The sequence below is a fragment of the Sinorhizobium glycinis genome, from assembly GCF_001651865.1.
Classification (GTDB): Bacteria; Pseudomonadota; Alphaproteobacteria; order Rhizobiales; family Rhizobiaceae; genus Sinorhizobium; species Sinorhizobium glycinis.
Map to the genome: position 1 here is coordinate 811,706 of NZ_LPUX01000064.1, position 21,806 is coordinate 833,511.

General features: G+C 64.7%; 19 protein-coding genes. 8 read left to right on the top strand and 11 right to left on the bottom strand.

What is annotated here, in order from left to right; genetic code table 11:
• Window positions 1-69 precede the first annotated feature (69 nt).
• The 7 genes from AU381_RS23525 to AU381_RS23555 all read right to left on the bottom strand — a co-directional run bounded on the left by AU381_RS23525 (window position 70) and on the right by AU381_RS23555 (window position 8,364).
• Window positions 70-840 carry an exodeoxyribonuclease III gene (locus AU381_RS23525; protein WP_064244111.1) on the bottom strand — a complete coding sequence of 257 codons (771 nt, stop codon included), beginning with the start codon at window positions 838-840 and terminating at the stop codon, window positions 70-72.
• A 6-nt stretch (window positions 841-846) separates the two neighbouring features.
• Window positions 847-1,485: an alpha/beta hydrolase family protein gene (locus AU381_RS23530; RefSeq protein WP_064244112.1), complete on the bottom strand. Its 639-nt coding sequence runs from the start codon at window positions 1,483-1,485 to the stop codon at window positions 847-849.
• A 100-nt stretch (window positions 1,486-1,585) separates the two neighbouring features.
• Entirely contained in the window at window positions 1,586-2,674 is a 1,089-nt protein-coding gene (locus AU381_RS23535) for a tetratricopeptide repeat protein (RefSeq protein WP_064244113.1), read from the bottom strand.
• Window positions 2,674-3,555 carry a non-homologous end joining protein Ku gene (ku, locus tag AU381_RS23540; RefSeq protein ID WP_064244114.1) on the bottom strand — a complete coding sequence of 294 codons (882 nt, stop codon included), beginning with the start codon at window positions 3,553-3,555 and terminating at the stop codon, window positions 2,674-2,676. Before ku ends, AU381_RS23535 begins: the two co-directional genes overlap by 1 nt.
• A gap of 109 nt (window positions 3,556-3,664) precedes the next feature.
• Window positions 3,665-6,145: a DNA ligase D gene (gene ligD, locus AU381_RS23545; protein ID WP_064244115.1), complete on the bottom strand. Its 2,481-nt coding sequence runs from the start codon at window positions 6,143-6,145 to the stop codon at window positions 3,665-3,667.
• A 269-nt stretch (window positions 6,146-6,414) separates the two neighbouring features.
• Window positions 6,415-7,239: a bifunctional allantoicase/(S)-ureidoglycine aminohydrolase gene (locus tag AU381_RS23550; protein ID WP_064244116.1), complete on the bottom strand. Its 825-nt coding sequence runs from the start codon at window positions 7,237-7,239 to the stop codon at window positions 6,415-6,417.
• A 303-nt stretch (window positions 7,240-7,542) separates the two neighbouring features.
• Window positions 7,543-8,364, bottom strand: coding sequence for an IclR family transcriptional regulator (locus tag AU381_RS23555; RefSeq protein WP_064244117.1), 822 nt, complete (start codon window positions 8,362-8,364; stop codon window positions 7,543-7,545).
• A 167-nt stretch (window positions 8,365-8,531) separates the two neighbouring features.
• Between AU381_RS23555 and gcl the strand changes: the two genes are divergently transcribed.
• The 6 genes from gcl (at window position 8,532) to AU381_RS23585 (ending at window position 15,019) form a co-directional block, all read left to right on the top strand.
• Window positions 8,532-10,316 carry a glyoxylate carboligase gene (gene gcl / locus AU381_RS23560; RefSeq protein WP_064244118.1) on the top strand — a complete coding sequence of 595 codons (1,785 nt, stop codon included), beginning with the start codon at window positions 8,532-8,534 and terminating at the stop codon, window positions 10,314-10,316.
• Window positions 10,317-10,389: 73 nt separating this feature from the next.
• Window positions 10,390-11,205 (top strand): hydroxypyruvate isomerase, encoded by an 816-nt coding sequence (hyi, locus tag AU381_RS23565; protein WP_064244119.1) that lies wholly within the window; start codon window positions 10,390-10,392, stop codon window positions 11,203-11,205.
• Window positions 11,206-11,210: 5 nt separating this feature from the next.
• Window positions 11,211-12,095 (top strand): 2-hydroxy-3-oxopropionate reductase, encoded by an 885-nt coding sequence (glxR, locus tag AU381_RS23570; RefSeq protein WP_064244120.1) that lies wholly within the window; start codon window positions 11,211-11,213, stop codon window positions 12,093-12,095.
• Window positions 12,096-12,211: 116 nt separating this feature from the next.
• Window positions 12,212-13,480 carry a glycerate kinase type-2 family protein gene (locus tag AU381_RS23575; RefSeq protein ID WP_064244121.1) on the top strand — a complete coding sequence of 423 codons (1,269 nt, stop codon included), beginning with the start codon at window positions 12,212-12,214 and terminating at the stop codon, window positions 13,478-13,480.
• 28 nt (window positions 13,481-13,508) lie between these two features.
• Window positions 13,509-14,000 carry an ureidoglycolate lyase gene (locus AU381_RS23580; RefSeq protein ID WP_064244122.1) on the top strand — a complete coding sequence of 164 codons (492 nt, stop codon included), beginning with the start codon at window positions 13,509-13,511 and terminating at the stop codon, window positions 13,998-14,000.
• Between the two features lie 80 nt (window positions 14,001-14,080).
• Window positions 14,081-15,019, top strand: a complete 939-nt coding sequence (locus AU381_RS23585) for a DUF930 domain-containing protein (RefSeq protein WP_064244123.1) — start codon at window positions 14,081-14,083, stop codon at window positions 15,017-15,019.
• Between the two features lie 191 nt (window positions 15,020-15,210).
• Here AU381_RS23585 and otnK read toward each other — a convergent pair whose 3' ends face one another.
• The 4 genes from otnK to AU381_RS23605 form a co-directional block, all read right to left on the bottom strand.
• Window positions 15,211-16,491, bottom strand: a complete 1,281-nt coding sequence (gene otnK, locus AU381_RS23590) for a 3-oxo-tetronate kinase (RefSeq protein ID WP_064244124.1) — start codon at window positions 16,489-16,491, stop codon at window positions 15,211-15,213.
• Between the two features lie 3 nt (window positions 16,492-16,494).
• Window positions 16,495-17,271 (bottom strand): 2-oxo-tetronate isomerase, encoded by a 777-nt coding sequence (otnI, locus tag AU381_RS23595; RefSeq protein WP_064244125.1) that lies wholly within the window; start codon window positions 17,269-17,271, stop codon window positions 16,495-16,497.
• Between the two features lie 12 nt (window positions 17,272-17,283).
• Window positions 17,284-18,216: an L-threonate dehydrogenase gene (ltnD, locus tag AU381_RS23600; protein WP_064244126.1), complete on the bottom strand. Its 933-nt coding sequence runs from the start codon at window positions 18,214-18,216 to the stop codon at window positions 17,284-17,286.
• 76 nt (window positions 18,217-18,292) lie between these two features.
• Entirely contained in the window at window positions 18,293-19,609 is a 1,317-nt protein-coding gene (locus tag AU381_RS23605; RefSeq protein ID WP_064244127.1) for an MFS transporter, read from the bottom strand.
• Between the two features lie 216 nt (window positions 19,610-19,825).
• On the opposite strand from AU381_RS23605, the gene AU381_RS23610 reads away from it, so the two are divergent.
• Entirely contained in the window at window positions 19,826-20,827 is a 1,002-nt protein-coding gene (locus AU381_RS23610; protein ID WP_064244128.1) for a LacI family DNA-binding transcriptional regulator, read from the top strand.
• A gap of 17 nt (window positions 20,828-20,844) precedes the next feature.
• A complete protein-coding gene (gene otnC, locus AU381_RS23615; RefSeq protein ID WP_064244129.1) occupies window positions 20,845-21,522 on the top strand; it encodes a 3-oxo-tetronate 4-phosphate decarboxylase in 678 nt (225 codons plus the stop codon).
• Window positions 21,523-21,806 lie beyond the last annotated feature (284 nt).

Sequence of the window (21,806 nt, forward strand, 5' to 3'; positions counted from 1 at the left end):
GGCTGGAACGGAAAAGCGGTGTTGATACCCCCTCTGCTGGCTACAGGATCCAATGCCCTCCGAACTCCTCTAATCCCGCAGCGTGATCCACACCGGTGCGTGATCGCTGGCGTTGTCCCTCCCGCGAACCTCCCTGTCGATGCCGGCGCCGGCGAGCCGCCGTCTGAGCTTTCGGCTCAAAAGAACATGGTCGAGGCGCAGTCCTGCGTCGCGCTGCCAGCGATTGCGCCGATAGTCCCAGAAGGTGAAGAGCTCGTCTTCGGGATGGACCTTGCGCAGGGCGTCGAGCCAGCCCTGGTCGAGCAATTGCCGGAAGGCGGCGCGGCTTTCCGGCTGCACGAGGGCATTGTCGTCGTAGGAGCGGGTCGGATAGATGTCGCGTGGTTCAGGAACGACGTTGTAGTCGCCGGCGAGCACGACCGGCAGGCCGGTTTCGAAGAGCGCCGCGGCATGCAGCGCCAGACGCTCGTGCCAGGCGAGCTTGTAGTCGAATTTCGGCCCCGGCCGCGGATTGCCGTTCGGGGCGTAGAGCGAGGCGATCAGAATGCCGTTCACCGCCGCCTCGATATACCGGCTCTGCGTATCGGCGTCTCCGGGGAGTTCCGTGCGCGTCAGGACCGGATCGCTGTCGCGCGCGAGAATAGCGACGCCGTTCCAGGCGGGCTGCCCGCGCCAGACGGCGCCGTAGCCGGCGGATTCGATCGCCTGCTTCGGAAACTCCGCGTCGGTTGCCTTGAGTTCCTGCAGGCAGACGACATCCGGCTCGGCCGCGGCGAGCCAGGCCAGAAGATTGTCGAGCCGCTTGTTCACGCCGTTGATGTTGAAGGTGGCGATCTTCATGCCTGCTCAAGGGCCCAAACCCTGGACCCACCGCCTCACGGTTTCGGCGGCCGTCTTCAGATGATCGGCGGCCGAGAAGCCCGAGATGCTCTTGCGCGGCTTCAGGTCGTGGTCGCCGTCTTCCAGCCAGAGGATTTCGATCCGGTCGGACAGCGCGTAACCTTGGACCTCGTCCCGCGTGCCGAACTCGTCGCGGGTTCCCTGGCAGATCAGCGTCGGCGTCTGAAGGTCGGCGAGATGCCTCGTACGGAGCCGCTCGGGTTTGGCCGGCGGGTGGAAGGGGTAGCCGAGGCAGAGGAGCCCGGCGATCTTTCCGCCCGCGTGAAGCTCGTCGGCGACCATGCTGGCGACGCGCCCGCCCATCGATTTGCCGCCGATGATGAGCGGGCCTGCCGCGCCGAGCTCGGCGACGGCCGCCCGGTATTCCGGATTGAGCGTTTCGGCGCGCGGAGGAGGCTTTCGCTCGCCCCTGCGCCGCGCCGCCATATAGCCGAATTCAAAGCGGGCGACGCGGAAGCCCGCGGCAGCGAGCGCCTTGGCCGTCGCCGACATCGATGCCGAGTCCATCGGCGCGCCGGCACCATGCGCGAGAAGAATGGTGACCGGCGCGTCCTCCGGTCCGTCGAAAAGGAATTTTCCGTCCATTTGTAGCCAGCCGTCCCCTGCGTGGTTCCGTGAAGTCGAAGCGATCTAGGGATAAGATCATGCGGCGGCTCAAAGTGCCACAGCGACCTTGCAGCCCTGATCAGGCGCGCGGCGCGTGGGGGAGGCGGTGAAGATTGACGAACTGCACGCCGCGCTCGGCGGTGCGCGCCCATTCGGATTCCTTATCGAGTTCGAGATAACGCGCCCACCAGCGGCGCGCCTCGAGGAGGTTGCCGGCGTCGAATTCGAGCTTTGCCAGGTTGAAGATCGCATCCGCATAGTCGCAATCGACGTCGATGGCTTTCTGAAGGTGCCGGCGGGCGGTGTCGATGCGCCCCCGCTCGCTCATGAGCCCGGCGAGGTTGAACCAGGCCTCGGCGAAGGAGGGGTCGAGCTTGAGCGCGCGGGCGTAATCATGCGCGGCGTCCAGTTCACGGCCGGCTGCCCTCAAGCAGTTGGCACGGTTGAAAGCGGCGACCGAGTCGCTGCGATCGATGGAAAGATAACGCTGATAGATTGCCGCTGCCTGGTCGTAATCGCCCGCCTCTTCCGCCTCTTCGGCTAGCGCGAAGAGCTCCTCGAGTTCCGCCTCCTCGATCGCCCCGAGGTCGAGCAACAATTGCCCGTCGAGCTCGCTCAGACCCTCGGCACGCCGGGCGTAGATGGTCTTCGAGCCTTCGTGATGGAGCGACAGCGCCGTCAGCGACGCGACGTGGCTGGAGCGATGGACGGAACGCGCGATCGCTCCCCAGCCGGCGCCGCTTGAGATCAGTCCCGCGTATTTGCGGGCGAGGATCACGTCGCGGAACGAGTAAGGTTCGTTGTCGTGCTCGAAAGCGTCGAACAGTGACAGGAGGTCGAAGAGGCGAGGCGCGATCTTCGCCTGATCCATCAGCGACTGCCGCGGCAGCGCCGATGTCCCGGACGCCGTCGCCAGGCCCAGGAGCCGAAGGAAGCCGTTCTCGCTGAGCAGGCGCCGGCCGCTGCCGGCCTCACGCTCGAAACGCGCCTCGATGTCCGCATCGGTCGCCTTCGCAAGCAGGCCGCGGCCGAAGACCACATAGGCGGTCTGTCGCGTCACGCCGCGTCGCAGGTGCCCTCCTTGGCGCTCGACTTCCCGAGCGATCAGCCGTCGCGGAAAGGCGGCAAGCGCCCCGACGATGCCGAATGTCTTGCCAGCGACCGGCATCAGGCCTTCTTCTGTGCGCCAGGCTTCTTGGCGATGGATTTGGCAGCAGCACTCTTCGCCGCCTTCTCGGCAGCCGGCTCCGTCTTGCCCTTGCTTTTGGCCGGCGGTTTCGCCTGCGACAGGCTGGCCTTCAGCGCATCCATGAGGTTGATGACGTTGCCGCGTTCAGGCGGGGCCGCGATGATCGGCTTGTGGCCCTTGAGCTTCTCGCGGATCATCTGCATCAGCGCGGCCTCATACCGATCCTCGTAGTTCCTCGGATCGAAGACCGTCGTCTTTTGCTGGATGAGCGCCTCGGCGAGTTGCAACATTTCGGGATCCGGATTGCCGACCGGGATGTTGCCGAAATATTCGGCCGTGCCGCGCACTTCGTTCGGGTTCCTCAGCGTGCAGACGAACATGCCGGTTTCGCGCGGGCCGATGGCGATCACCCGTTCGCGGCTCGAAAGCACCAGGCGCGCGATGGCGAGCTTGCCGCTCCGCCGCAGGGCCTCCCGCAGGACGATGAAGGTCTCCTCGGCCATCGCCCCGTCCGGAGCCAGATAATAGGGCGTGTCCTGATAGATCACATCGACGGAGCCTTCGTCGACGAAGGCCTCGATGTTCATCGTGTGGGTGGATTCGATCTTGACGCTTTCGAGGTCGGCCTCGTCGATGACGATGTATTTCTTGTCCTCGTATTCATAGCCCTTCACCAGGTCGGATCGTTCGACGAGGCCGCGCTCCGGATCGACCGGCTTCATGTTGATCCGGTTGTGCGTATCCTTGTGAAGCTGGTTGAAGGTGATGCGCTCGCTCGTCGTGGTGGCGGGATAGAGCCTCACCGGGCAACTCACGAGGCTGAGCCTCAGATAGCCCTTCCAACTTGCCCTGGGTGCCATGATCGTCTCCTGCGCGGTGCTACCCGGTTACTTCTCCGCATTCGAAAGCCCCTGCATGTTTCCTTGAATCGTACCGATCTGAGGATAAAAACATGCAGCATTCAAAGTACTACAGCGACTTTGGCGCGTCTGATAGGACGCGCGGCGATGTAGGCAAATCCCTTGCGCAGTCGTCGATATCGGCCCAGGGATCGCCCGAGGTGGCCAAAAGGCCCGGTAACGAAGAATAATTTAAATCCTCGGGAGCGTCGATAGTTTCAAGATCGGCCCAGCTTAACGGGGTGGAGGCCGGCAGATTCGTACGCGCGCGCAGCGAATAGGGCGCTGCGGCAGTGTGCCCGCGGGCGTTGCGATGGAAGTCGATGAAGATCCGCTTGACGCGCTTTCCCTTGCTCATCGTGGTGATGAAGCTCTCGGGAGCCGTTGATGCCAGGTGGTTGGCGATATCGCCGGTCGCCTTGTGCACCTTCTTCCAGTCGAGCTTGGGCCGGATCGGCACGACGACATGGACGCCCTTTCCGCCCGAGGTCTTGACGAAGGGTACGAGGTCAAAGGCTTCGAGCTCGGCCTTGATGTGGATGGCCGCCTCGACCACCTCGCGCCAGCCGATGCCCTCTCCGGGATCGAGATCGAAGACGACGCGGTCGGGTTTCTCGAGCCGCGCCCGCGTCGACCCCCAGGAATGGAATTCGACGACGCCGAACTGCGCCAGTGCCAGGTAGCCTTTGGCGTCCTCAACCGAAAGATAGCGTTTCGTCTCGCCTTCCGAGCTCATGGCCTCGAAGCTCGCCACAGAAGGCGGCATGCCGGTAAAGGGATGGCGCTGGAAAAAGCAATCCTCGAACTTTCCCGTCGGGCAGCGGACGAGCGAAACCGGGCGACCGAGAATATGCGGCAGCATGAAATCGCCGACCATTGCGTAGTAGAGGGCGAGATCGAGCTTGGTCGGCCCGGATTTGCCGAACAGACGACGGGTCGGATTGGTGATCGAGATGCTGGCGAGGTCGGCATCGGAGATCAGCCGCTTTCGCTGAGCGCCAGCGGGGGCCGAGAGTTCGACCTCGCGAAGCCCCTTGAAGACGGGGTGGCGGAGCGCGTTGTCGGTGGTGCGGTTGGCGTAGTGAATACGCGCCGTCAGCACCGGTCTTACCCATATGATTTCCTTCGGCGCGCCATCGAGCTTCACGGCTTCGGCACGCAGCGGCTCCAGTCGTGCCAGCAATTGCTTGAGCGTGGCCGCGTCGAACCCCGTGCCGACCTTGCCGCGATAGTGCAACTCGCCATCGACCCACTCGCCGAGCGCCAGGGATGCAATGCCTTCCGCCGCCTCGGAGATCGTGTAGCCGGCGATGACGAAGTCCTCCGCCTTCAGCGCCTTGGTCTTGGTCCACGTCTTGGAGCGCCCGCTCTGATAGGGAGCCGAGGCGCGTTTGGAAATGATGCCCTCGAGGCCAAGTTCCGAGGCGTGCTCGTAAAAGGCGCGCCCGCCGCCGACGACGTGATCGCTGAACTGGATGGCGGAGCGGGTCGACAGTTGCGACGCGAGCAATTGCTTGAGCAGCGCCTTGCGCTTATCGAGCGGAACATTCGCGAGGCTCCAGCCGTCGAGATGGAGAAGGTCGAAGGCATACAGCACCAGCCTGTTCTCCGCGCGAGCGGAAAGCGCCTCCTGGAGGAGCGCGAAGCGGCTGATGCCCTCCTCGTCGAGCACGACGATTTCGCCGTCGATGACGGCTTCTCGGCACGGCAGCCGCCGAAAGGCCTCGGGCAGGTCGCCGTAGCGCCTCGTCCAGTCGAGGCCGCCGCGGGTGATCAGGCGCACCTCGCCGCCGGCGATGTGCGCCATGGTGCGATAGCCGTCGAACTTGATCTCATGCAGCCAGACATCGCGCGAGCCGGCGCTATCGGGTGGGGTCGCGGTCGGCGTGGCGAGCTGCGGTTCGATGCGCGTCGGTGCCGTTGCCTTCACCGCGCCGGGAAGAGCGCCCGGATTGAGCTTCACCGGTTTGGCAGGCGGTTTCGGCTTCTCGACCAGCTCCTCGATGCGCCGGCCGGATTTGACGCTTTCCGGCCGCGCCGCGAGAATGTCGGTGGAGGGGTCGGCGGCCGGGTCGCGTTCCTTGAAGAGAAGCCAGTGGCGCTGGTCCTCCTCCCCCGGCCGCGGCTTCAGCCGCGTCAGCATCCAGCCGCCGTTGAGCTTTTCGCCGGCCAGGCGAAACTTGAAGGCGCCTTTGCGCAAGCTCTCCTCGACATCCTCCATCGGGGCCCACGCACCGGTGTCCCAGACGATCATCGGACCGGCGCCATATTCGCCCTCCGGGATGACGCCCTCGAAGTCGATATATTCGATCGGATGATCTTCGGTCTCGACCGCCAGGCGCTTGTCGGCTGGATTGAGCGAGGGGCCCTTGGGTACCGCCCAGCTTTTCAGCACGCCGCCGACCTCGAGCCTGAGATCATAGTGGTCGGCTGTCGCATGGTGCTTGTGCACGACGAAGCGGTTGCCGCCGCCGGCAAGGCTGCCGGCCGGTTCCGGCGTCTTCGCGAAATCCCGCTTCTTGCGGTAGTCCTCAAGCTTCGTCGTCGCCATGCCTGAAGGCTAAGGCCGATCCGGCCGGGCCGCAATATCAGGCGTAACGGCGGCCGACAGCCAAGGCTATCTCAAGGATATTGACCCCCTCTGGCCTGCCGGCCATCTCCCTCACAAGGGGGGAGACGACTCGCGGCTGCCCCCTCTTCAATCGAAGCGTTTCTGCAGCCGAACGCTCCAGTGGCGGCGTAAGGCGGGCCACAGATTTTCTCCCCCCTTGTGGGGGAGATGGCCGGCAGGCCAGAGGGGGTAGCAACCCGCGTCGTCGGTCATCCCACTCGGAGGCTCATATGGCGGTTGACGTCCTTGTAGAGCAGGTAGCGGAACTTGCCGGGGCCGCCGGCATAGCAGGCCTGCGGGCAGAAGGCCCTGAGCCACATATAGTCGCCGGCCTCGACCTCGACCCAGTCGGCGTTGAGGCGGTAGACGGCCTTGCCCTCGAGAACGTAGAGGCCGTGTTCCATCACATGGGTTTCCATGAAGGGGATGACGCCGCCGGGCTCGAAGGTGACGATCGTCACATGCATGTCGTGGCGCATGTCGGACGGATCGACAAAGCGCGTCGTCGCCCAGCGACCGTCCGTCTCAGGCATCGGCGTGGGGGCGATCTCGCGTTCGTTGCTGACGATCGGTTCGGGGAGGGGAAGCCCCTCGACCTTTTCGTAGGCCTTGCGGATCCAGTGGAAGCGCGCCGGCGTGGAACCCTGGTTGTGGAGGCTCCAGTTCGTGCCGGGCGGAATGTAGGCGTAGCCGCCCGGCTGCATCAGATGCGGCTTGCCCTCGATCGTCAGCCGGAATTCGCCGTCGACGACGAAGAGCACAGCTTCGGCGCGCGGGTCCGTTTCGGGGCGGTCGCTGCCTCCTGAAGGCCCGACCTCCATGATGTATTGGGAGAAGGTCTCGGCAAAGCCCGATAAAGGCCGCGATAGGACCCAGAGCCGTGTGTTCGTCCAGAACGGCAGGTAGCTCGTGACGATGTCGCGCATCACCCCCTTCGGGATGATCGCATAGGCTTCGGTGAACACGGCCCGATCGGTGAGGAGGTTCGTCTGCGGCGGATGCCCGCCTTCGGGGAAATAGTAGCTGCTCTTCATGTTTACTCGCCTGTCGAGGTGATGCCGGTCCTCGCGATGCCGGCGGTGAAGTGTGGGGCCGACCTGCAGCGTCCCTGTTGAAGTGTGCGTAGACCCCCTCTGGCCTGCCGGCCATCTCCCCCACAAGGGGGGAGAACGCGTGCGGCAACGCCCGGCGGCAGTCGACAACTCCACATCACGAAACCTCCATTGCGCGCGATAGACTTGCCGCGGGTCCTCTCCCCCCTTGTGGGGGAGAGGGCCGGCAGGCCAGAGGGGGTCGTAACCGCGGGATCAATATGCGCTCTGCAATTGCCATATCTGCTAGCTTTCCTCCGGCCTGTGGCCGCCGATGGCGCGCGTCAGCTGGTCCGCTGTCCGACGCACGACGGGGCCGAGAACGTCGAGTTTCTCGTTATCGATGCGGACCGTCGGGCCGGAGATCGAGATGCCGCCGATCGCCTCGCCATATTCGTTGAAGACGGGCGCCGCAAGGCAGCGCATGCCGCGCGTATGCTCCTCGTCGTCGATCGACCAGCCACGATAGCGGATCTCCTTGATATCGGCGATGAGCGCCGGGAGCGTATCAAGGGTGCGCTCGGTGAAATGCGCAAGCGTTCTGCCGTTCAATGCCTTGGCGATCTCCGTGTCCGACCACGTGGCGAGGATCGCCTTGCCGATCCCGGACGCGTGGATCGGCCCGCGCCTGCCGGGACGGAAGAAGGCGCGCATCGGGGCGTGGCTTTCGATCTGGGAAATGAACACGACGTCGCCGTCATCCTCGATGCCGATATTGGCGGTTTCACCGCTTTCCTCCATCAGCCGCTTCAGGAAGGGCCGGCTGATCGTGCCGAGCTTGCGAAAGCGCAGGAAGGCATTGCCGATCTGGAAGGCCTTCACGCCGATTGTCCAGGTGCCGGTCTCGCCGTCCATCATCACCATGCCGTGGCTGGCGAGCGAGGTGAGCAGCCGGTGCACCGTCGAGGGCGCCATGCCGGTGCGCTCCGAAAGCGAGGTCAGTGTCGATCCGTCGTTCTCGGCGACGATGGCAAGCAGCGACAGGCTCCGGTCCAGAACCTGCACGGAGGAAGGGGCGGCATTCTCCGCAGCCTTGCGTCCTCGCCTTCCTCTGACTGTCGACTCCATGAACCCGACTCCTAATCGCTTCCGCTCATCATGCTCTACAGCGATTGCGTTTGATTTTCTCATATTTGTTGAAGATCTTTATTTCCATATAATGGGAATGAATTCCACAAATGAATTGATCGCGTCGATTTATGGGTTAGCATCTCACTCAAACAGGAGGAGTTCCCATGGCCAAGATGCGTGCTGTCGATGCAGCGGTTCATGTTCTCGAAAAGGAGGGGGTCGATTGTGCCTTCGGCGTCCCGGGAGCGGCGATCAACCCGCTCTATTCGGCGCTGAAGGCCCGCGGATCGATCCGCCATATCCTCGCCCGTCACGTCGAAGGCGCCTCGCACATGGCGGAGGGCTATACCCGCGCCAAGCACGGCAATATCGGCGTCTGCATCGGCACCTCGGGCCCGGCCGGCACCGACATGATCACGGGTCTCTACTCGGCGTCCGCAGATTCCATTCCGATCCTCTGCATCACCGGCCAGGCGCCGCGCGCCCGTCTCGACAAGGAGGATTTCCAGGCCGTCGACATCGCCGCGATCGCGGCACCCGTCACCAAGTGGGCGGTCACGGTCATGGAGCCGGCGCTCGTCCCCTTCGTCTTCCAGAAGGCGTTCCACCTGATGCGCTCCGGCCGGCCCGGTCCGGTGCTGATCGACCTGCCGGTCGACGTCCAACTGGCCGAGATCGAGTTCGATCCGGAGACTTATGAGCCGCTGACGCCTTATAAGCCGGCCGCGACCCGCGCCCAGGCCGAAAAGGCGCTCGCCATGCTGAACGAGGCCGAGCGGCCGCTGATCGTCGCCGGCGGCGGCATCATCAATGCGGACGCCTCCGACCTGCTCACCGAGTTCGCCGAGATCACCGGCGTCCCGGTCATCCCGACGCTGATGGGCTGGGGCACGATCCCCGACGATCATCCGCTGATGGCCGGCATGTGCGGGCTGCAGACCTCGCATCGCTATGGCAATGCGACGCTGCTTGCCTCCGACTTCGTCTTCGGCATCGGCAACCGCTGGGCCAACCGCCACACCGGCAACGTCCCGACCTATACGGAAGGTAGGAAGTTCATCCATGTCGATATCGAGCCGACCCAGATCGGCCGCGTCTTCGCGCCGGATTTCGGCATCGTCTCGGATGCGGGGCCAGCGCTGAAACTCTTCCTCGACGTCGCGACCGAATGGAAGACCGCCGGCAAGCTGCGCGATTGGTCGGCCTGGGCCGAGGAGTGCCGCGAGCGCAAGCGCACCATGCTGCGCAAGACCCATTTCGACCAGACGCCGCTGAAACCGCAGCGCGTCTACGAAGAGATGAACAAGGCCTTCGGCCGCGATACCTGCTTCGTTTCGACCATCGGTCTCAGCCAGATCGCCGGCGCGCAGTTCCTGCACGTCTACAAGCCGCGCAATTGGATCAATTGCGGCCAGGCCGGTCCTCTCGGCTGGACGCTGCCGGCAGCGCTCGGCGTGCGCGCCGCCGATCCAAACCGGCCGATCGTCGCGCTTTCCGGCGACTACGACTTCCAGTTCCTGATCGAGGAGCTTGCCGTCGGGGCGCAGCACAAGCTCCCCTACCTGCATGTGGTCGTCAACAATTCCTATCTCGGCCTGATCCGCCAGGCCCAGCGCGGCTTCGAGATGGATTTCGAGGTGAGCCTCGCCTTCGACAACATCAATGCGAGCGGCGACGCGGAAAAGGGCTACGGCGTCGATCACGTGGCCGTCGCCGAAGGGCTCGGCTGCAAGGCGATCCGCGTCCGCAGTCCCAACGAGTTCGCCGATGCCTTCGAGCGGGCCCAGGCTCTGATGGAGGAACACCGGGTACCGGTCGTCATCGAGTTCATCCTCGAACGGGTCACCAACATCGCCATGGGCGCCGACATCAACGCGGTGGTCGAGTTCGAGGAGCTTGCCGAGCGCGGCGAGGATGCGCCCACGGCGATCGCCGCCCTGCTCGACTGAAACCATCCAGTGCGCGGAATTGAGGACGCGTCATTTCGCCCGCATTCCTTCACCTTGCAAGAGGAGTAACCGCATGCCGAGATTTGCGGCAAACCTGACCATGCTGTTCAACGAGGCGCCGTTTCTCGACCGCTTTGCGCTCGCCGCCAAAGCCGGGTTCGAAGGCGTGGAATATCTCTTTCCATACGAGTTCGAGAAGGTGGCCCTGCGTACCGCGCTTGAGCGCAACGGCCTGACGCAGGTTCTTCACAACCTTCCGGCCGGCGACTGGGCGCGCGGCGAGCGCGGCATCGCCATCCTTCCGGACCGGGTCGACGAATTCCGCAGGGGTGTGGCGAGCGCCATCGATTATGCGACGGCGCTCGATTGCAAGCAGGTCAATTGCCTCGTCGGCATCGCGCCGGACGGCCTGCCGGACACCGTGCTGCGTGCGACGCTCGTCGCCAATCTGAAGCTCGCGGCGGCGGAGCTCGGCAAGCACGGCATCCGCCTGTTGATCGAGCCGATCAACCGCATCGACATTCCGGGTTTCTATCTCAACACTGTCGGCGAGGCGGCTTCGATCATCGAAGAGGTCGGCAGCGACAATCTGTTCATCCAGTACGACCTCTACCACCAGCAGCGCACCGAGGGCGAGCTGATCGGCACCTACAAGCGCTATTGCGACCGGATCGCCCATGTCCAGCTTGCCGACAACCCCGGCCGCAACGAGCCGGGCACCGGCGAGATCAACTATCCCTTCGTCTTCGACGCGCTGGAAGCCGCCGGCTACGCGGGCTGGATCGGTTGCGAATACAAGCCACTGACGACGACCGCGGAAGGGCTCGGCTGGCTAGGCGCAGAGCGCAAGCGCAGCCAATCCGCAGATATCATCAAGATCAGGAGCTAAGCAAAATGGCATCTATCGGTTTTATCGGACTGGGTATCATGGGCACGCCGATGGCGCGCCACCTGCAGGATGCCGGTCACACCGTCATCACCTCGAAATTCGCCGTCCCGCCGCGTCAGGAACTCCTGGATCAAGGCCTCAAGTTCGTCGAGACGCCGAAGGCGCTCGCCGAAACCGTCGACATTGTCATCCTGATGCTGCCGGACACGCCGGAAGTGAAGGACGTTCTCTTCGGCGAGAACGGCGTTTCTTACGGTCTCGGCAAGGGCAAGCTCGTCGTCGACATGAGCTCGATCTCGCCGATCGAGACGAAGGAATTCGCGAGGAAGATCCGCGAAACGGGCGCCGAGTACATCGACGCACCGGTTTCCGGCGGCGAGGTCGGGGCGAAGAATGCCACGCTGAGCATCATGGCCGGTGGCGCGACGGACTCCTTCGAGCGCGCTTTGCCGCTCTTCAAGCTGATGGGCAAGAACATCACGCTCGTCGGCGATTGCGGCGACGGTCAGGTCACCAAGGTCGCCAACCAGATCATCGTCGCGCTGACGATCGAGGCGGTATCCGAAGCGCTGGTCTTCGCCTCGAAGGCGGGCGCCGATCCGGCCCGCGTCCGCGAGGCGCTGATGGGCGGCTTTGCCTCCTCGCGCATCCTCGAGGTTCACGGCGAGCGGATGATCAAGCGGACCTTCGAGCCGGGCTTCCGCATCTCGCTGCACCAGAAGGACCTGAACCTGGCGCTGCAAGGGGCGAAGAGCCTCGGCATCTCGCTGCCGAACACGGCGGCGACCCAGGAGCTCTTCAACAACTGCGCCGCCAATGGCGACAGCGGGCTCGACCATTCCGGTCTCGTCCGGGCGCTCGAGCGCATGGCGAACCACGAGGTCGCTTAAAGCTTCGAAGATGCGCATGATCGGCCGGGCGGGCGTCCCCATCCACTGCGGCAGTCATGCAACCGGGCGGCGGAAGGAGGAGCCGCCGCCCGGGACTTTTGCGAACGGGAGGAAAAATGGTCGCCATCGCCGATCCGCGTCAATTCCTGGAAGCGTTGTTCACCTCGGCGGTCGCTGCCGCCGATCCGATGCGCGTCCTCGCCGCCAACCTGCCGGAGCGGCCGAAGGGCCGCACCGTCGTCATCGGTGCCGGCAAGGGTGCGGCGCAGATGGCACACGCTTTCGAGACGCTGTGGCGGGGGCCGCTCAGCGGCGCCGTCGTGACGCGCTACGGCTTCGGGGTTCCTTGCAGGCATATCGAAGTGCTCGAAGCCTCCCATCCGCTACCGGATGAGAGCGGACTACAGGCCTCGAAACGTCTGCTGGCCGAGGTCGGCCGCTTGACGGAGGACGACCTCGTCGTGGCGCTGATCTGCGGCGGCGGTTCGGCGCTGCTGCCGGCGCCGCCGAAAGGGCTGTCGCTCGAGGACGAGATTGCCGTCAACCGCGCCTTGCTGGCCTCGGGGGCGCCGATCCGGGCGATGAATGCCGTGCGCAAGCATGTCTCGACGATCAAGGGCGGGCGGCTCGCCGCCGCGGCTTATCCGGCGCGGGTGGTGTCGCTCGTCGTTTCCGACATTCCCGGCGACGATCCGGCATTGGTCGCCTCCGGTCCGACGATTGCCGACGACAGTACGCGCGCAGATGCCTTGAGGGTCGTGGAGCGCTACCGCCTGGAGCTGCCCGAAAGCGTCCGGACTTGGCTGGCGAGCGAGGCGGCGGACGCGCCAAGGCCTGACGATCCGTGCTTTGCCCGAAGCGAAGTGCGGCTGATCGCGTCGGCGGGAGTCTCGCTCGAAGCTGCTGCGGCGGAGGCGCGGGCGGTCGGCATCGACGCGATCATTCTTTCGGATTCGATCGAAGGCGAGGCACGCGATGTCGGGCTTGTCCACGCCGCGATCGCGCGGGAGGTCGCGACCCGCAGCCGTCCCTTCAGGAAACCGGTCGTCGTGCTTTCCGGCGGCGAAACCACTGTCACCGTAAACGGTGCCGGCAGGGGCGGCCGCAACAGCGAGTTCCTGCTGTCGCTCGCCCTCGGTATCGACGGGGTGGGGGGCATCTCCGCGCTCGCCGCCGACACCGACGGGATCGATGGCTCGGAAGACAATGCCGGCGCCTTCGCCGACGACACGACGATCGCCCGCCTGCTTGGGCGACGGATCGACGCGGCGGCGCTCTTGCAGCGCAACGACAGCTGGGCGGCCTTCGATGCGCTCGGCGACATCTTCAAGCCGGGCCCGACCGGAACCAACGTCAACGATTTCCGGGCAATGCTGATCCAGTGAGTGCTGCGGAGCGATGGAAAGAAACCCCATGAAATCCCTGCCGATCCGGCCCCTGTCGCGGGCCGCATTCACCCCCTTCGGCGACGTGATCGAACTCGACGAGGCAAAGAGCTTCCCCATCAACGCGGGCAAATGCATCCGCTATCACGATCTCGCAACGGTCGAGACGACGGGCCCGAAAGCGCGCGCCCTGATCAGCCTGCTGCGCGGAGAACCTTACGAAATTCCGCTGCCGCTCAAGATGGTGGAGCGCCACCCCCTCGGCAGCCAGGCCTTCGTGCCGCTCACCGAACACTCATTCCTCGTCGTCGTTGCTCCGGATGAAAACGGCAGGCCGGGCGAGCCGATCGCCTTCGAGACCGCGCCCGGCCAGGGCGTCAACATCGCCCGCAACGTCTGGCACGGCATTCTGACGCCACTCCACGGCGTATCCGATTTCATCGTCGTCGACCGCGGCGGCGAGGGCTGCAATCTGGAGGAACATTTCTTCGAGATGCCATATCGCGTCGAATACGCGTAGGGACCATAATCGCCTCCGCCCTTGTTGTGAGGCCATCAAGCTCTTAGGTTCGCGCTATCGAGTCCGTGATCTATTGAGCAATGCTGCAGTCGGCGAGGAAAATGTGGGGGGAGACCGGGTGGGGCGTGCCGACCTCGGTCGCCCTGCATCTGGCACTCGCGTTTATCCTGCTGGTTAGGCTGCCCGAGCACGCTCCGCCGGCAAAGGATGAGAGCATCAATGTCGAGCTCGTTTCGCCGCCGAAGCCTGCGGCGAAGCCGCAAGACAAGCCGAAGGAGGCAAAGCCCGAGCCTTCCCGATCGCAGCCGCAGGTCTTCGAATCCGCTTCGGCAGAGGTCGACAAGGAAAAGCCCCCACAGCCGCAATTGCCGCCTGCCGGGCCAAGCCGGATCGACAAGCCGAAATTGCCCGATGCGCAAGCGAAGCCCGCCTCGGCCAAGACGGAGAGCGCCGACAAGCCGGCCGAAACAAGGACGGCACTGGCCGAGTTGCGGGTCGAGGCCGAAGACGCGGTGAGCGAGGCGGAAGATGCCGAGCCGACGCCGCACCGCGCGCCTGTTCCCAAGGAAAAGCCCGTGGCCGATGAAGCGAAGGCGGACGCGGCCCAGGAGCCGGCGGAGGCTGCCGCGGACCAGCAGTCAAGCGAGTTGGTGGAAGCGAAACAACTCTATTCGCGGGACGCCCTGTCCGATCCGCGCGTCAAACAGGCAATCGGCAGGCTGCCGCCGAAGCGGCGCATCGTACAGCTCTGCACGATCGAGGCGCTGGAACAGGTGCGCCGCCAAAGGCCTGACGCTTTCCCGGACATGCTGGTGCCGTTCGGTCCCGTCGGTGGTATCGTTTCGGCTTCCAGTCTCAGCGCCAACGGCGGCGCCTATCGCAGCCGGGGGAAATGGTACGGCATCGACTTCAAATGCGAAGTCAACGCGGAGACGACGTCGGTCGCCTCCTTCAGCTTCGCCGTCGGCGGGGCTATTCCGAAAAGCGAATGGAGTGCGCGCCAATTGCCGAAGGAATAAAGGCAACACATTCAACAATTCATGCAACGCGTTTCGGGCTTTCCGCCGGCGTACTGCCCCTCATCCGGCCTGCCGGCCACCTTCTCCCCGCAGGCGGGCCGAAGGAGACCCGCGGCACCGCTTAAGTCACCTCTCCCCGCCTGCGGGGAGAGGGCTAGGGTGAGGCGCATTCGTTGACTATGGTTTCACCTTCAGCGCATCATCGCCAAGGCTGCGGCAAAGAAATCGTCGCCACCGAAGTTCCCCGATTTCAGCGCCAGCAGCATGTCGCCCTGGGCATTGCCGATGGTGCGAAGCACCGGAACGCCGGGGGCAATCTCCGGGCCGATCAGGAAGGCGGGGATGGCGAGCCTGTCGACCGTTGCGCCGGAGGTCTCGCCGCCCGCGACGACCAGGCGCTTGACGCCGCGCGCCACCAGGTCGCTGGCGACGGTTGCGGTCGCGGTTTCGATGGCGTGGCCGGACGCCTCGCGGCCATATTGAGACTGCAGGCGCGAAACCATCTCGGCTGAGGCGCTTGCGGCGATGACCACAGGCCCATCGGAAATACGCTCGCCGGCCCAGGCGATCGCCGCGGCAATTTCGTCTGACCCTCTGAGCAGCTTTTCGGTGTCGAGCCGGAGCACAGGCATGGAGCGTTCGGCCACTTCGAGTTGCCGCAGCGTCGCGGCGGAGCAACTGCCGGCGACGATTGCGGCAAGACCTCCGACGGGACGAACGGCATCCGCCGTGTCGGCACTTGCCGCAGAGGCGCGACCGGAGCGCACGATGGCGCGGGCCAGCCCGAGGCCGAGGCCGGAGGCGCCGGTCGACACCGGCGTCTGCAACGCCACCTCGCCAAGCATTTCGAGGTCACGCTCTGACGTCGCGTCGGCGATCGCTGCGGTTACCCCCTCGGAACGCAGAGCATCGAGCCGGGTCTTTACGGCGGCATGTCCGGCCGTGATCGTTGCCAGGTCGACGAGGCCGACCTTGCCCTGCGACTGCCGGCCCATGACGCGAACCAGGTTGGCGTCATGCATCGGATTGAGCGGATGGTCCTTGAGCGGGCTTTCGTCGAGCGGCTGGCCATTGACGAAGAGATGGCCGAGATAGACGGTCCGGCCGGTTTCCGGAAAAGCCGGCGTGACAAGTGCGATGCCGCCGCCCGCGGCCTGGGAAAGCGCCTCTGTCACCGGACCGATATTGCCCTGGTCGGTGGAATCAAAGGTTGAGCAGATCTTATAGAGGACGTGGGCGGCGCCGCGCTGCCGTAACCAGCGGTCTGCCTTGCCCGCTGCAGCGACGGCTTCGTCGGCGGCAACCGAGCGGATCTTCAGCGAAACGACCACCGCATTGACATCCGGCAATACAAGCGACGGGTCGGGGATGCCGACCGTCTGCACGGTCCGGAGTCCGTTCTTGGTCAGCGTATTGGCGAGATCGGAGGCGCCCGTGTAGTCGTCGGCGATCGATCCGAGCAGGATTGTCATCGTTCAGCTCCGTGCAAAGGGTTTGAACCAGGCAAGGCCTTCGAGCGTCCCGCTGCTTGGGGAATATTCGCAGCCGACGAAACCGGCATAGCCGAGGCGGTCGATCTCGGCGAAGAGATAGGGATAGTTCAGTTCTTCGCCGTCCGGCTCCTGTCGCGAAGGCACGCTGGCGATCTGGATGTGCCCGGTGACCGGCATGAGGCGGCGGAGCGCCATGGTGACGTCGCCATGGATGATCTGGCGATGGTAGATGTCGAACTGGAGCTTCAGGTTGGCAAGCCCGAGATCGGCGATCAGCCGCTCGGCGGCGCCGAAGTCGTTGAGGAAATAGCCGGGCATGTTGCGGGCGTTGATCGGCTCGAGCAGGAGGTCGAGCCCTTTTTCGGCAAGGCGCTCGGCAGCATAGGCGACGGCGCGCCGGTAGCAATCTGCCGCTTCTGAATCGGAGGGGTCGGCCAGTCCCGCCATCAGATGCAGGCGCTTGACACCGGTCGCGGCGGCATAGTCGAGCGCGCGTTCGACATCGGCTTTCAACTCCTCGAAGCGGCCGGGAAGGGCGGCGATGCCGCGCTCGCCCGCCGCCCAGTCGCCGGGCGGCAGATTGAAGAGTGCCTGTTCAAGCTTGTTACGCGCGAGCCGTTCGGCGATCGCCTCGGGCGGTGCCTCATAGGGGAAGAGATATTCGACGGCCGTGAACCCGGCGTCCGCGGCAGCGTCGAAGCGGTCTAGGAACGGCCACTCGTTGAACATCATCGTCAGATTGGCGGCGAAAACGGGCATCTCGAACGTCCTTTATGCCTTGTCCATGCCGGGCAGCTTGGCGCCGGAAAGCTGGGCGTAGAGCCGCGCGAGCGAGGAATCGTCGTCGCGGCCCATGCCGGCGCCGGAAGCGCCGAGATACATCTGGAGGGCCGCCGCCACCAGCGGCACCGGATAGCGCTCGGCGCGTGCCATGTCCTGGACGATGCCGAGATCCTTGACAAAGATCTCGATGGCGCTGAGCGGCGTATAGTCGCCGGCCAGCACATGCGGGACGCGGTTCTCGAACATCCAGGAGTTTCCGGCCGAGGCGGTGATCACCTCGTAGACCTTGTCGAGGTCGAGTCCCTGCTTGGCGGCGAAGGTGATCGCCTCGCAGGCGGCGGCGATGTGGACGCCGGCCAGAAGCTGGTTGATCATCTTGAAGGCCGCGCCGGTGCCGGCAGCGTCACCGAGCTCGTAGACCTTGGCGGCCATCGCGTCGAGCGCTGGACGGGCGGCGGCGAAGGCCTTGGCCGAGCCCGACGCCATGATTGTCAGTTCGCCTTTCGCGGCCCGAGCGGCGCCGCCGGAGATCGGCGCGTCGAGGTAATGGAAGCCGAGAGCCTCGACCCGTTGCGACAGGTCCCGTGCGACAGCCGGATCCATGGTTGCCGAGGAGATGAATACCGCGCCGGGCTTCATCGCGCCGGCGACGCCGCCAGGCCCGAACAGGATCGCTTCCGTCTGCGCGGCATTGACCACCACGGAGACGACGATGTCGGCAGCTTGAACCGCCGCGGCGGGCGTTTCCGCGCAGCGGCCGCCCTCTGCGGCGAAGCGATCGACGGCTGCCGGGGTGATATCGTAACCGATGACATCGAGGCCGTCGCGCTTCATGGACTGGGCCATTCCGAAGCCCATGGAACCGAGACCGATCACAGCCGCGGTGGGCGCGCGTCCCGGACTTTCAGCATGCAATGACATGAAGAGATTCTCCAGCTCTGACAGGGCAAGGGAGCACCGCCGGGCCGAGGGGATCCGGCGGTGCCGACTTGGAAGCTTACCGGTTCACGGTCTTCGCGGGAACAGCCAGAACGGCCAGCGAGCCGATGACAAGAGCGGCGGCCAGGAGATACATGCCGGCGCTGTTGCTGCCGGTGAAGTCCTTGAGATAGCCGACCAGGAAGGGCCCGAGGAAACCGGCGAGATTGCCGACCGAGTTGATCCAGGCGATGCCGGCCGCGGCCCCTGTCCCGGCGAGAAATGCCGTCGGGAGCGACCAGAAGAGCGGTGCGCAACTGATGGCGCCGGCGGCAGCGAGCGAGAGGCAGACAATTGCCAGCGTCGTGCTTGTTGCGCTGGTCGCCGCGATAAAGCCGCCGGCGGCGATGACGGCCGGGACGACGAGATGCCAGCGCCGTTCGCGCAAGCGATCCGAGGAGCGCCCGAGCGCCAGCATGGCGACGAAGGTGCAGACATAGGGGATCGCGGAGATCAGGCCGATGTTCAGGTTTCCGGTCACGCCGGTCGCCTTGACGAGCGTCGGCATCCAGAAATTCAGGCCGTATTGGCCGAGCACGAAGCAGAAATAGATGAGGCACATCAGCCAGACGCGCGGGTCGGTGAGCGTTCCGGCGACGCTGTGCGGGCTCGACGATTTGGTCCGGTTCTCGGCGTCGATGTTGACGGTCAACACCTTCTTTTCCTCGCTTGTGAGCCACTTCGCGTGGCCGATCGTGTCGTCAAGATAGAAGAAGGTGGCGACGCCGAAAAGGATCGCAGGGATAGCTTCGATCAGGAACATCCACTGCCAGCCGGACAGGCCATGCGTTCCGTGGAAACTGTCCATCAGCAGGCCGGAAAGCGGGTTGCCGAATATGGAAGAGATCGGAATCGCCGACATGAAGGTGGTAATGATCTTGGCACGACGGTGCGCCGGATACCAGGTCGTCAGGTAAAGGATGATCCCCGGGAAGAACCCTGCCTCCGCGATACCCAGCAGGAAGCGCAGGATGTAGAACACGGTTTCCGAGGTGGTGAACATGAAGGCGGCGGAGATGACGCCCCAGGTGATCATGATGCGGGCGATCCATACTCGGGCGCCGACCTTGTTGAGGATGACGTTGCTCGGCACTTCGAATAGGAAATAGCCGATGAAGAAGATGCCGGCGCCGATGCCGTAGGCCGCTTCCGAAAGGCCAAGTTCGCTCGACATCTGCAGTTTGGCGAAGCCGACATTGACGCGGTCGAGATAGGCGACCACGTAGCAGAGCATCAGGAACGGGATAATTCTCCAGAACACTTTGCTATAGGCGCGGTCCTCCACCGACCGGTCCGAATAGACGCCGTCGATCGGCGCCGGGGTTTCCAGGGTCATGATTTTTCCTCCTCCGGTAGATTCGCCGGGGCCTCCTTGCAAACTCCTCCGACGACGCGCTCGATTGGCAGCGCTGCCAGTTTCCTCTAGCGCGTTTTGGCAGCGCTGCCAAGTCAAAAATGGTAGCGCTGCCAAAACAAATGGCGTATCTGGATTGAAAGGTGAGCCGCCCAGCGGGAGCGACGCGGCGGCTGCATTCGGAGAGCGGAGTCGAACGTGGATTTCGATTTCAAACAGAGTACTGTGACGCTTGCCGAGGTCGCCGAAGCGGCCGGCGTCGGCGAGAGCACGGTTTCGCGCGTTCTCAGGAACGAGGGGTCGTTTTCGCGCAAGGCGAGGGAGCGGGTGATGGAGGCCGTCGAGCGGCTCGGCTATGTGCCGAACCGGATCGCGGGAACGCTCGCTTCCGCCGGATCGCGCCTCGTCGCCTTCGTGATCCCCTCGCTCTCCAACATCGTCTTCCCCGACGTGCTGCGCGGCGCAAGCGGCGTCTTGGAGGCAAACAGGCACCAGGCCGTCTTCTCCGTGACCGACTACGATCCGGAACGCGAGGAGGCATTGGTCGCCGCGATGCTCGCCTGGCGGCCGACGGCGGTGATGCTTGCCGGCTTCGAACATACGGAAGGCACGTTGAAGATGTTGCGTGCCAGCGGCTGCCGGGTGGTCGAAGTGCTCGATGTCGACGGCACGGCGCTCGATCTGGCCGTCGGTTTTTCCAATCGTGCCGCCGGCCAGGCAAGTGCCGAGTTCTTGCTGAAGCGCGGCTACCGCCGCATCGGCTATGTCGGACATGACCTGGATCGCGATACCCGCGCCGGCAAGCGCTTTGGCGCCTTCGGCGAAACGCTCGCCTCTTCCGGCTCGCCGCTGGTCGGTCGGGAGATCTGCTCCGGCGCGTCGTCGGTGGAAAGCGGGCGGCTGGGCCTGGAGCGACTGCTCGAGAGACATGCCGATCTCGACGCCATCTATTTCTCGAACGACGACATGGCGCTTGGCGGCTACTTTCATTGCCTGGCGCGCGGCATCCCGGTTCCCTCGCAACTGGCGATCTTCGGCTATAACGGCCTCGATGTCGGACGGGTGACGCCGCAGCCCTTGTCGACCATTCGCACGCCCCGCGTCCAGACGGGCCAATTGGCGGCCGAACTCGTCGTCACCAACGCGCCGCCCCAGGTGGTCGATCTCGGCTTCGAACTGGTCGCAGGCGCGACCGCCTGAACGGAAAGGATTTGTAAATGTCCGAGAGCCGACTGCGTGAGGAAATCTGCCGTTACGGACGATCGCTGTTCGAGCGCGGGCTCACGCCGGGCTCCTCCGGCAATATCTCGCTCAGGCTCGACGACGGCGGCTGGCTGGTGACGCCCACCAACGCATCGCTCGGCTTTCTCGACCCGGCCCGCATCTCGCGGCTCGATGCTGAGGGGCGGCTCGTCTCCGGCGACAAGCCGACGAAGGAGATACCACTGCACTCGGCGCTCTACGAGTCACGCGGCAGCGCAAGAGCGATCGTTCATCTCCATTCGACCCACGCGGTCGCGCTTACAATGCTCCCCGAGATCGATTCGCGCGCAGCGCTGCCGCCGATGACGCCCTATTACCTCATGCGCGCCGGCCAGACGGCGCTCGTACCCTACTACCGCCCCGGCGACCCGGCGGTCGCCGATGCGATCCGAGGCCTCGCCGGCAAGTACTCTTCCGTGCTCCTTGCCAACCACGGGCCGGTGGTGGCGGGAGACAGCCTCGAAGCGGCGGTGTTTGCCACGGAGGAACTGGAGGAAACGGCGAAGCTCTATCTGCTTCTGCGAAACCTCAACCCGCGCTATCTCACGCCGGATCAGGTGACCGATCTTGTCAAAACCTTCGGTCTCGAATTGCCGTCGCATGACGATCATGAGGGACATGATCACGGTTGACGTCCGAGCTCGCGCCGGTGTCCGCCCCTCATCCGGCCTGCCGGCCACCTTCTCCCCGCAGGCGGGGCGAAGGGGACAAGCCGCGCCCGCTTCAGTCCCCTCTCCCCGTCAAAACGGGGAGAGGGCTAGGGTGAGGGGCATTTTCAACTGCAAACTTCTGGTGCGCCTGCGCTGCACAATGGCGCTTCGCATTTTTGCTGCGCTGCCGCAACGAACTGGCCTTGACCGAGCCTTCCGAACGGCCTCTATTCGTATTACTGATCTGCTGGACCAACCAGTGGATC

What these genes read in the sequence shown, in the direction of transcription:
- AU381_RS23525 (WP_064244111.1), bottom strand. Translation starts at nt 840, where the DNA reads ATGAAGATCGCCACCTTCAACATCAACGGCGTGAACAAGCGGCTCGAC.
- AU381_RS23530 (WP_064244112.1), bottom strand. Translation starts at nt 1,485, where the DNA reads ATGGACGGAAAATTCCTTTTCGACGGACCGGAGGACGCGCCGGTCACC.
- AU381_RS23535 (WP_064244113.1), bottom strand. Translation starts at nt 2,674, where the DNA reads ATGCCGGTCGCTGGCAAGACATTCGGCATCGTCGGGGCGCTTGCCGCC.
- ku (WP_064244114.1), bottom strand. Translation starts at nt 3,555, where the DNA reads ATGGCACCCAGGGCAAGTTGGAAGGGCTATCTGAGGCTCAGCCTCGTG.
- ligD (WP_064244115.1), bottom strand. Translation starts at nt 6,145, where the DNA reads ATGGCGACGACGAAGCTTGAGGACTACCGCAAGAAGCGGGATTTCGCG.
- AU381_RS23550 (WP_064244116.1), bottom strand. Translation starts at nt 7,239, where the DNA reads ATGAAGAGCAGCTACTATTTCCCCGAAGGCGGGCATCCGCCGCAGACG.
- AU381_RS23555 (WP_064244117.1), bottom strand. Translation starts at nt 8,364, where the DNA reads ATGGAGTCGACAGTCAGAGGAAGGCGAGGACGCAAGGCTGCGGAGAAT.
- gcl (WP_064244118.1), top strand. Translation starts at nt 8,532, where the DNA reads ATGGCCAAGATGCGTGCTGTCGATGCAGCGGTTCATGTTCTCGAAAAG.
- hyi (WP_064244119.1), top strand. Translation starts at nt 10,390, where the DNA reads ATGCCGAGATTTGCGGCAAACCTGACCATGCTGTTCAACGAGGCGCCG.
- glxR (WP_064244120.1), top strand. Translation starts at nt 11,211, where the DNA reads ATGGCATCTATCGGTTTTATCGGACTGGGTATCATGGGCACGCCGATG.
- AU381_RS23575 (WP_064244121.1), top strand. Translation starts at nt 12,212, where the DNA reads ATGGTCGCCATCGCCGATCCGCGTCAATTCCTGGAAGCGTTGTTCACC.
- AU381_RS23580 (WP_064244122.1), top strand. Translation starts at nt 13,509, where the DNA reads ATGAAATCCCTGCCGATCCGGCCCCTGTCGCGGGCCGCATTCACCCCC.
- AU381_RS23585 (WP_064244123.1), top strand. Translation starts at nt 14,081, where the DNA reads ATGCTGCAGTCGGCGAGGAAAATGTGGGGGGAGACCGGGTGGGGCGTG.
- otnK (WP_064244124.1), bottom strand. Translation starts at nt 16,491, where the DNA reads ATGACAATCCTGCTCGGATCGATCGCCGACGACTACACGGGCGCCTCC.
- otnI (WP_064244125.1), bottom strand. Translation starts at nt 17,271, where the DNA reads ATGCCCGTTTTCGCCGCCAATCTGACGATGATGTTCAACGAGTGGCCG.
- ltnD (WP_064244126.1), bottom strand. Translation starts at nt 18,216, where the DNA reads ATGTCATTGCATGCTGAAAGTCCGGGACGCGCGCCCACCGCGGCTGTG.
- AU381_RS23605 (WP_064244127.1), bottom strand. Translation starts at nt 19,609, where the DNA reads ATGACCCTGGAAACCCCGGCGCCGATCGACGGCGTCTATTCGGACCGG.
- otnC (WP_064244129.1), top strand. Translation starts at nt 20,845, where the DNA reads ATGTCCGAGAGCCGACTGCGTGAGGAAATCTGCCGTTACGGACGATCG.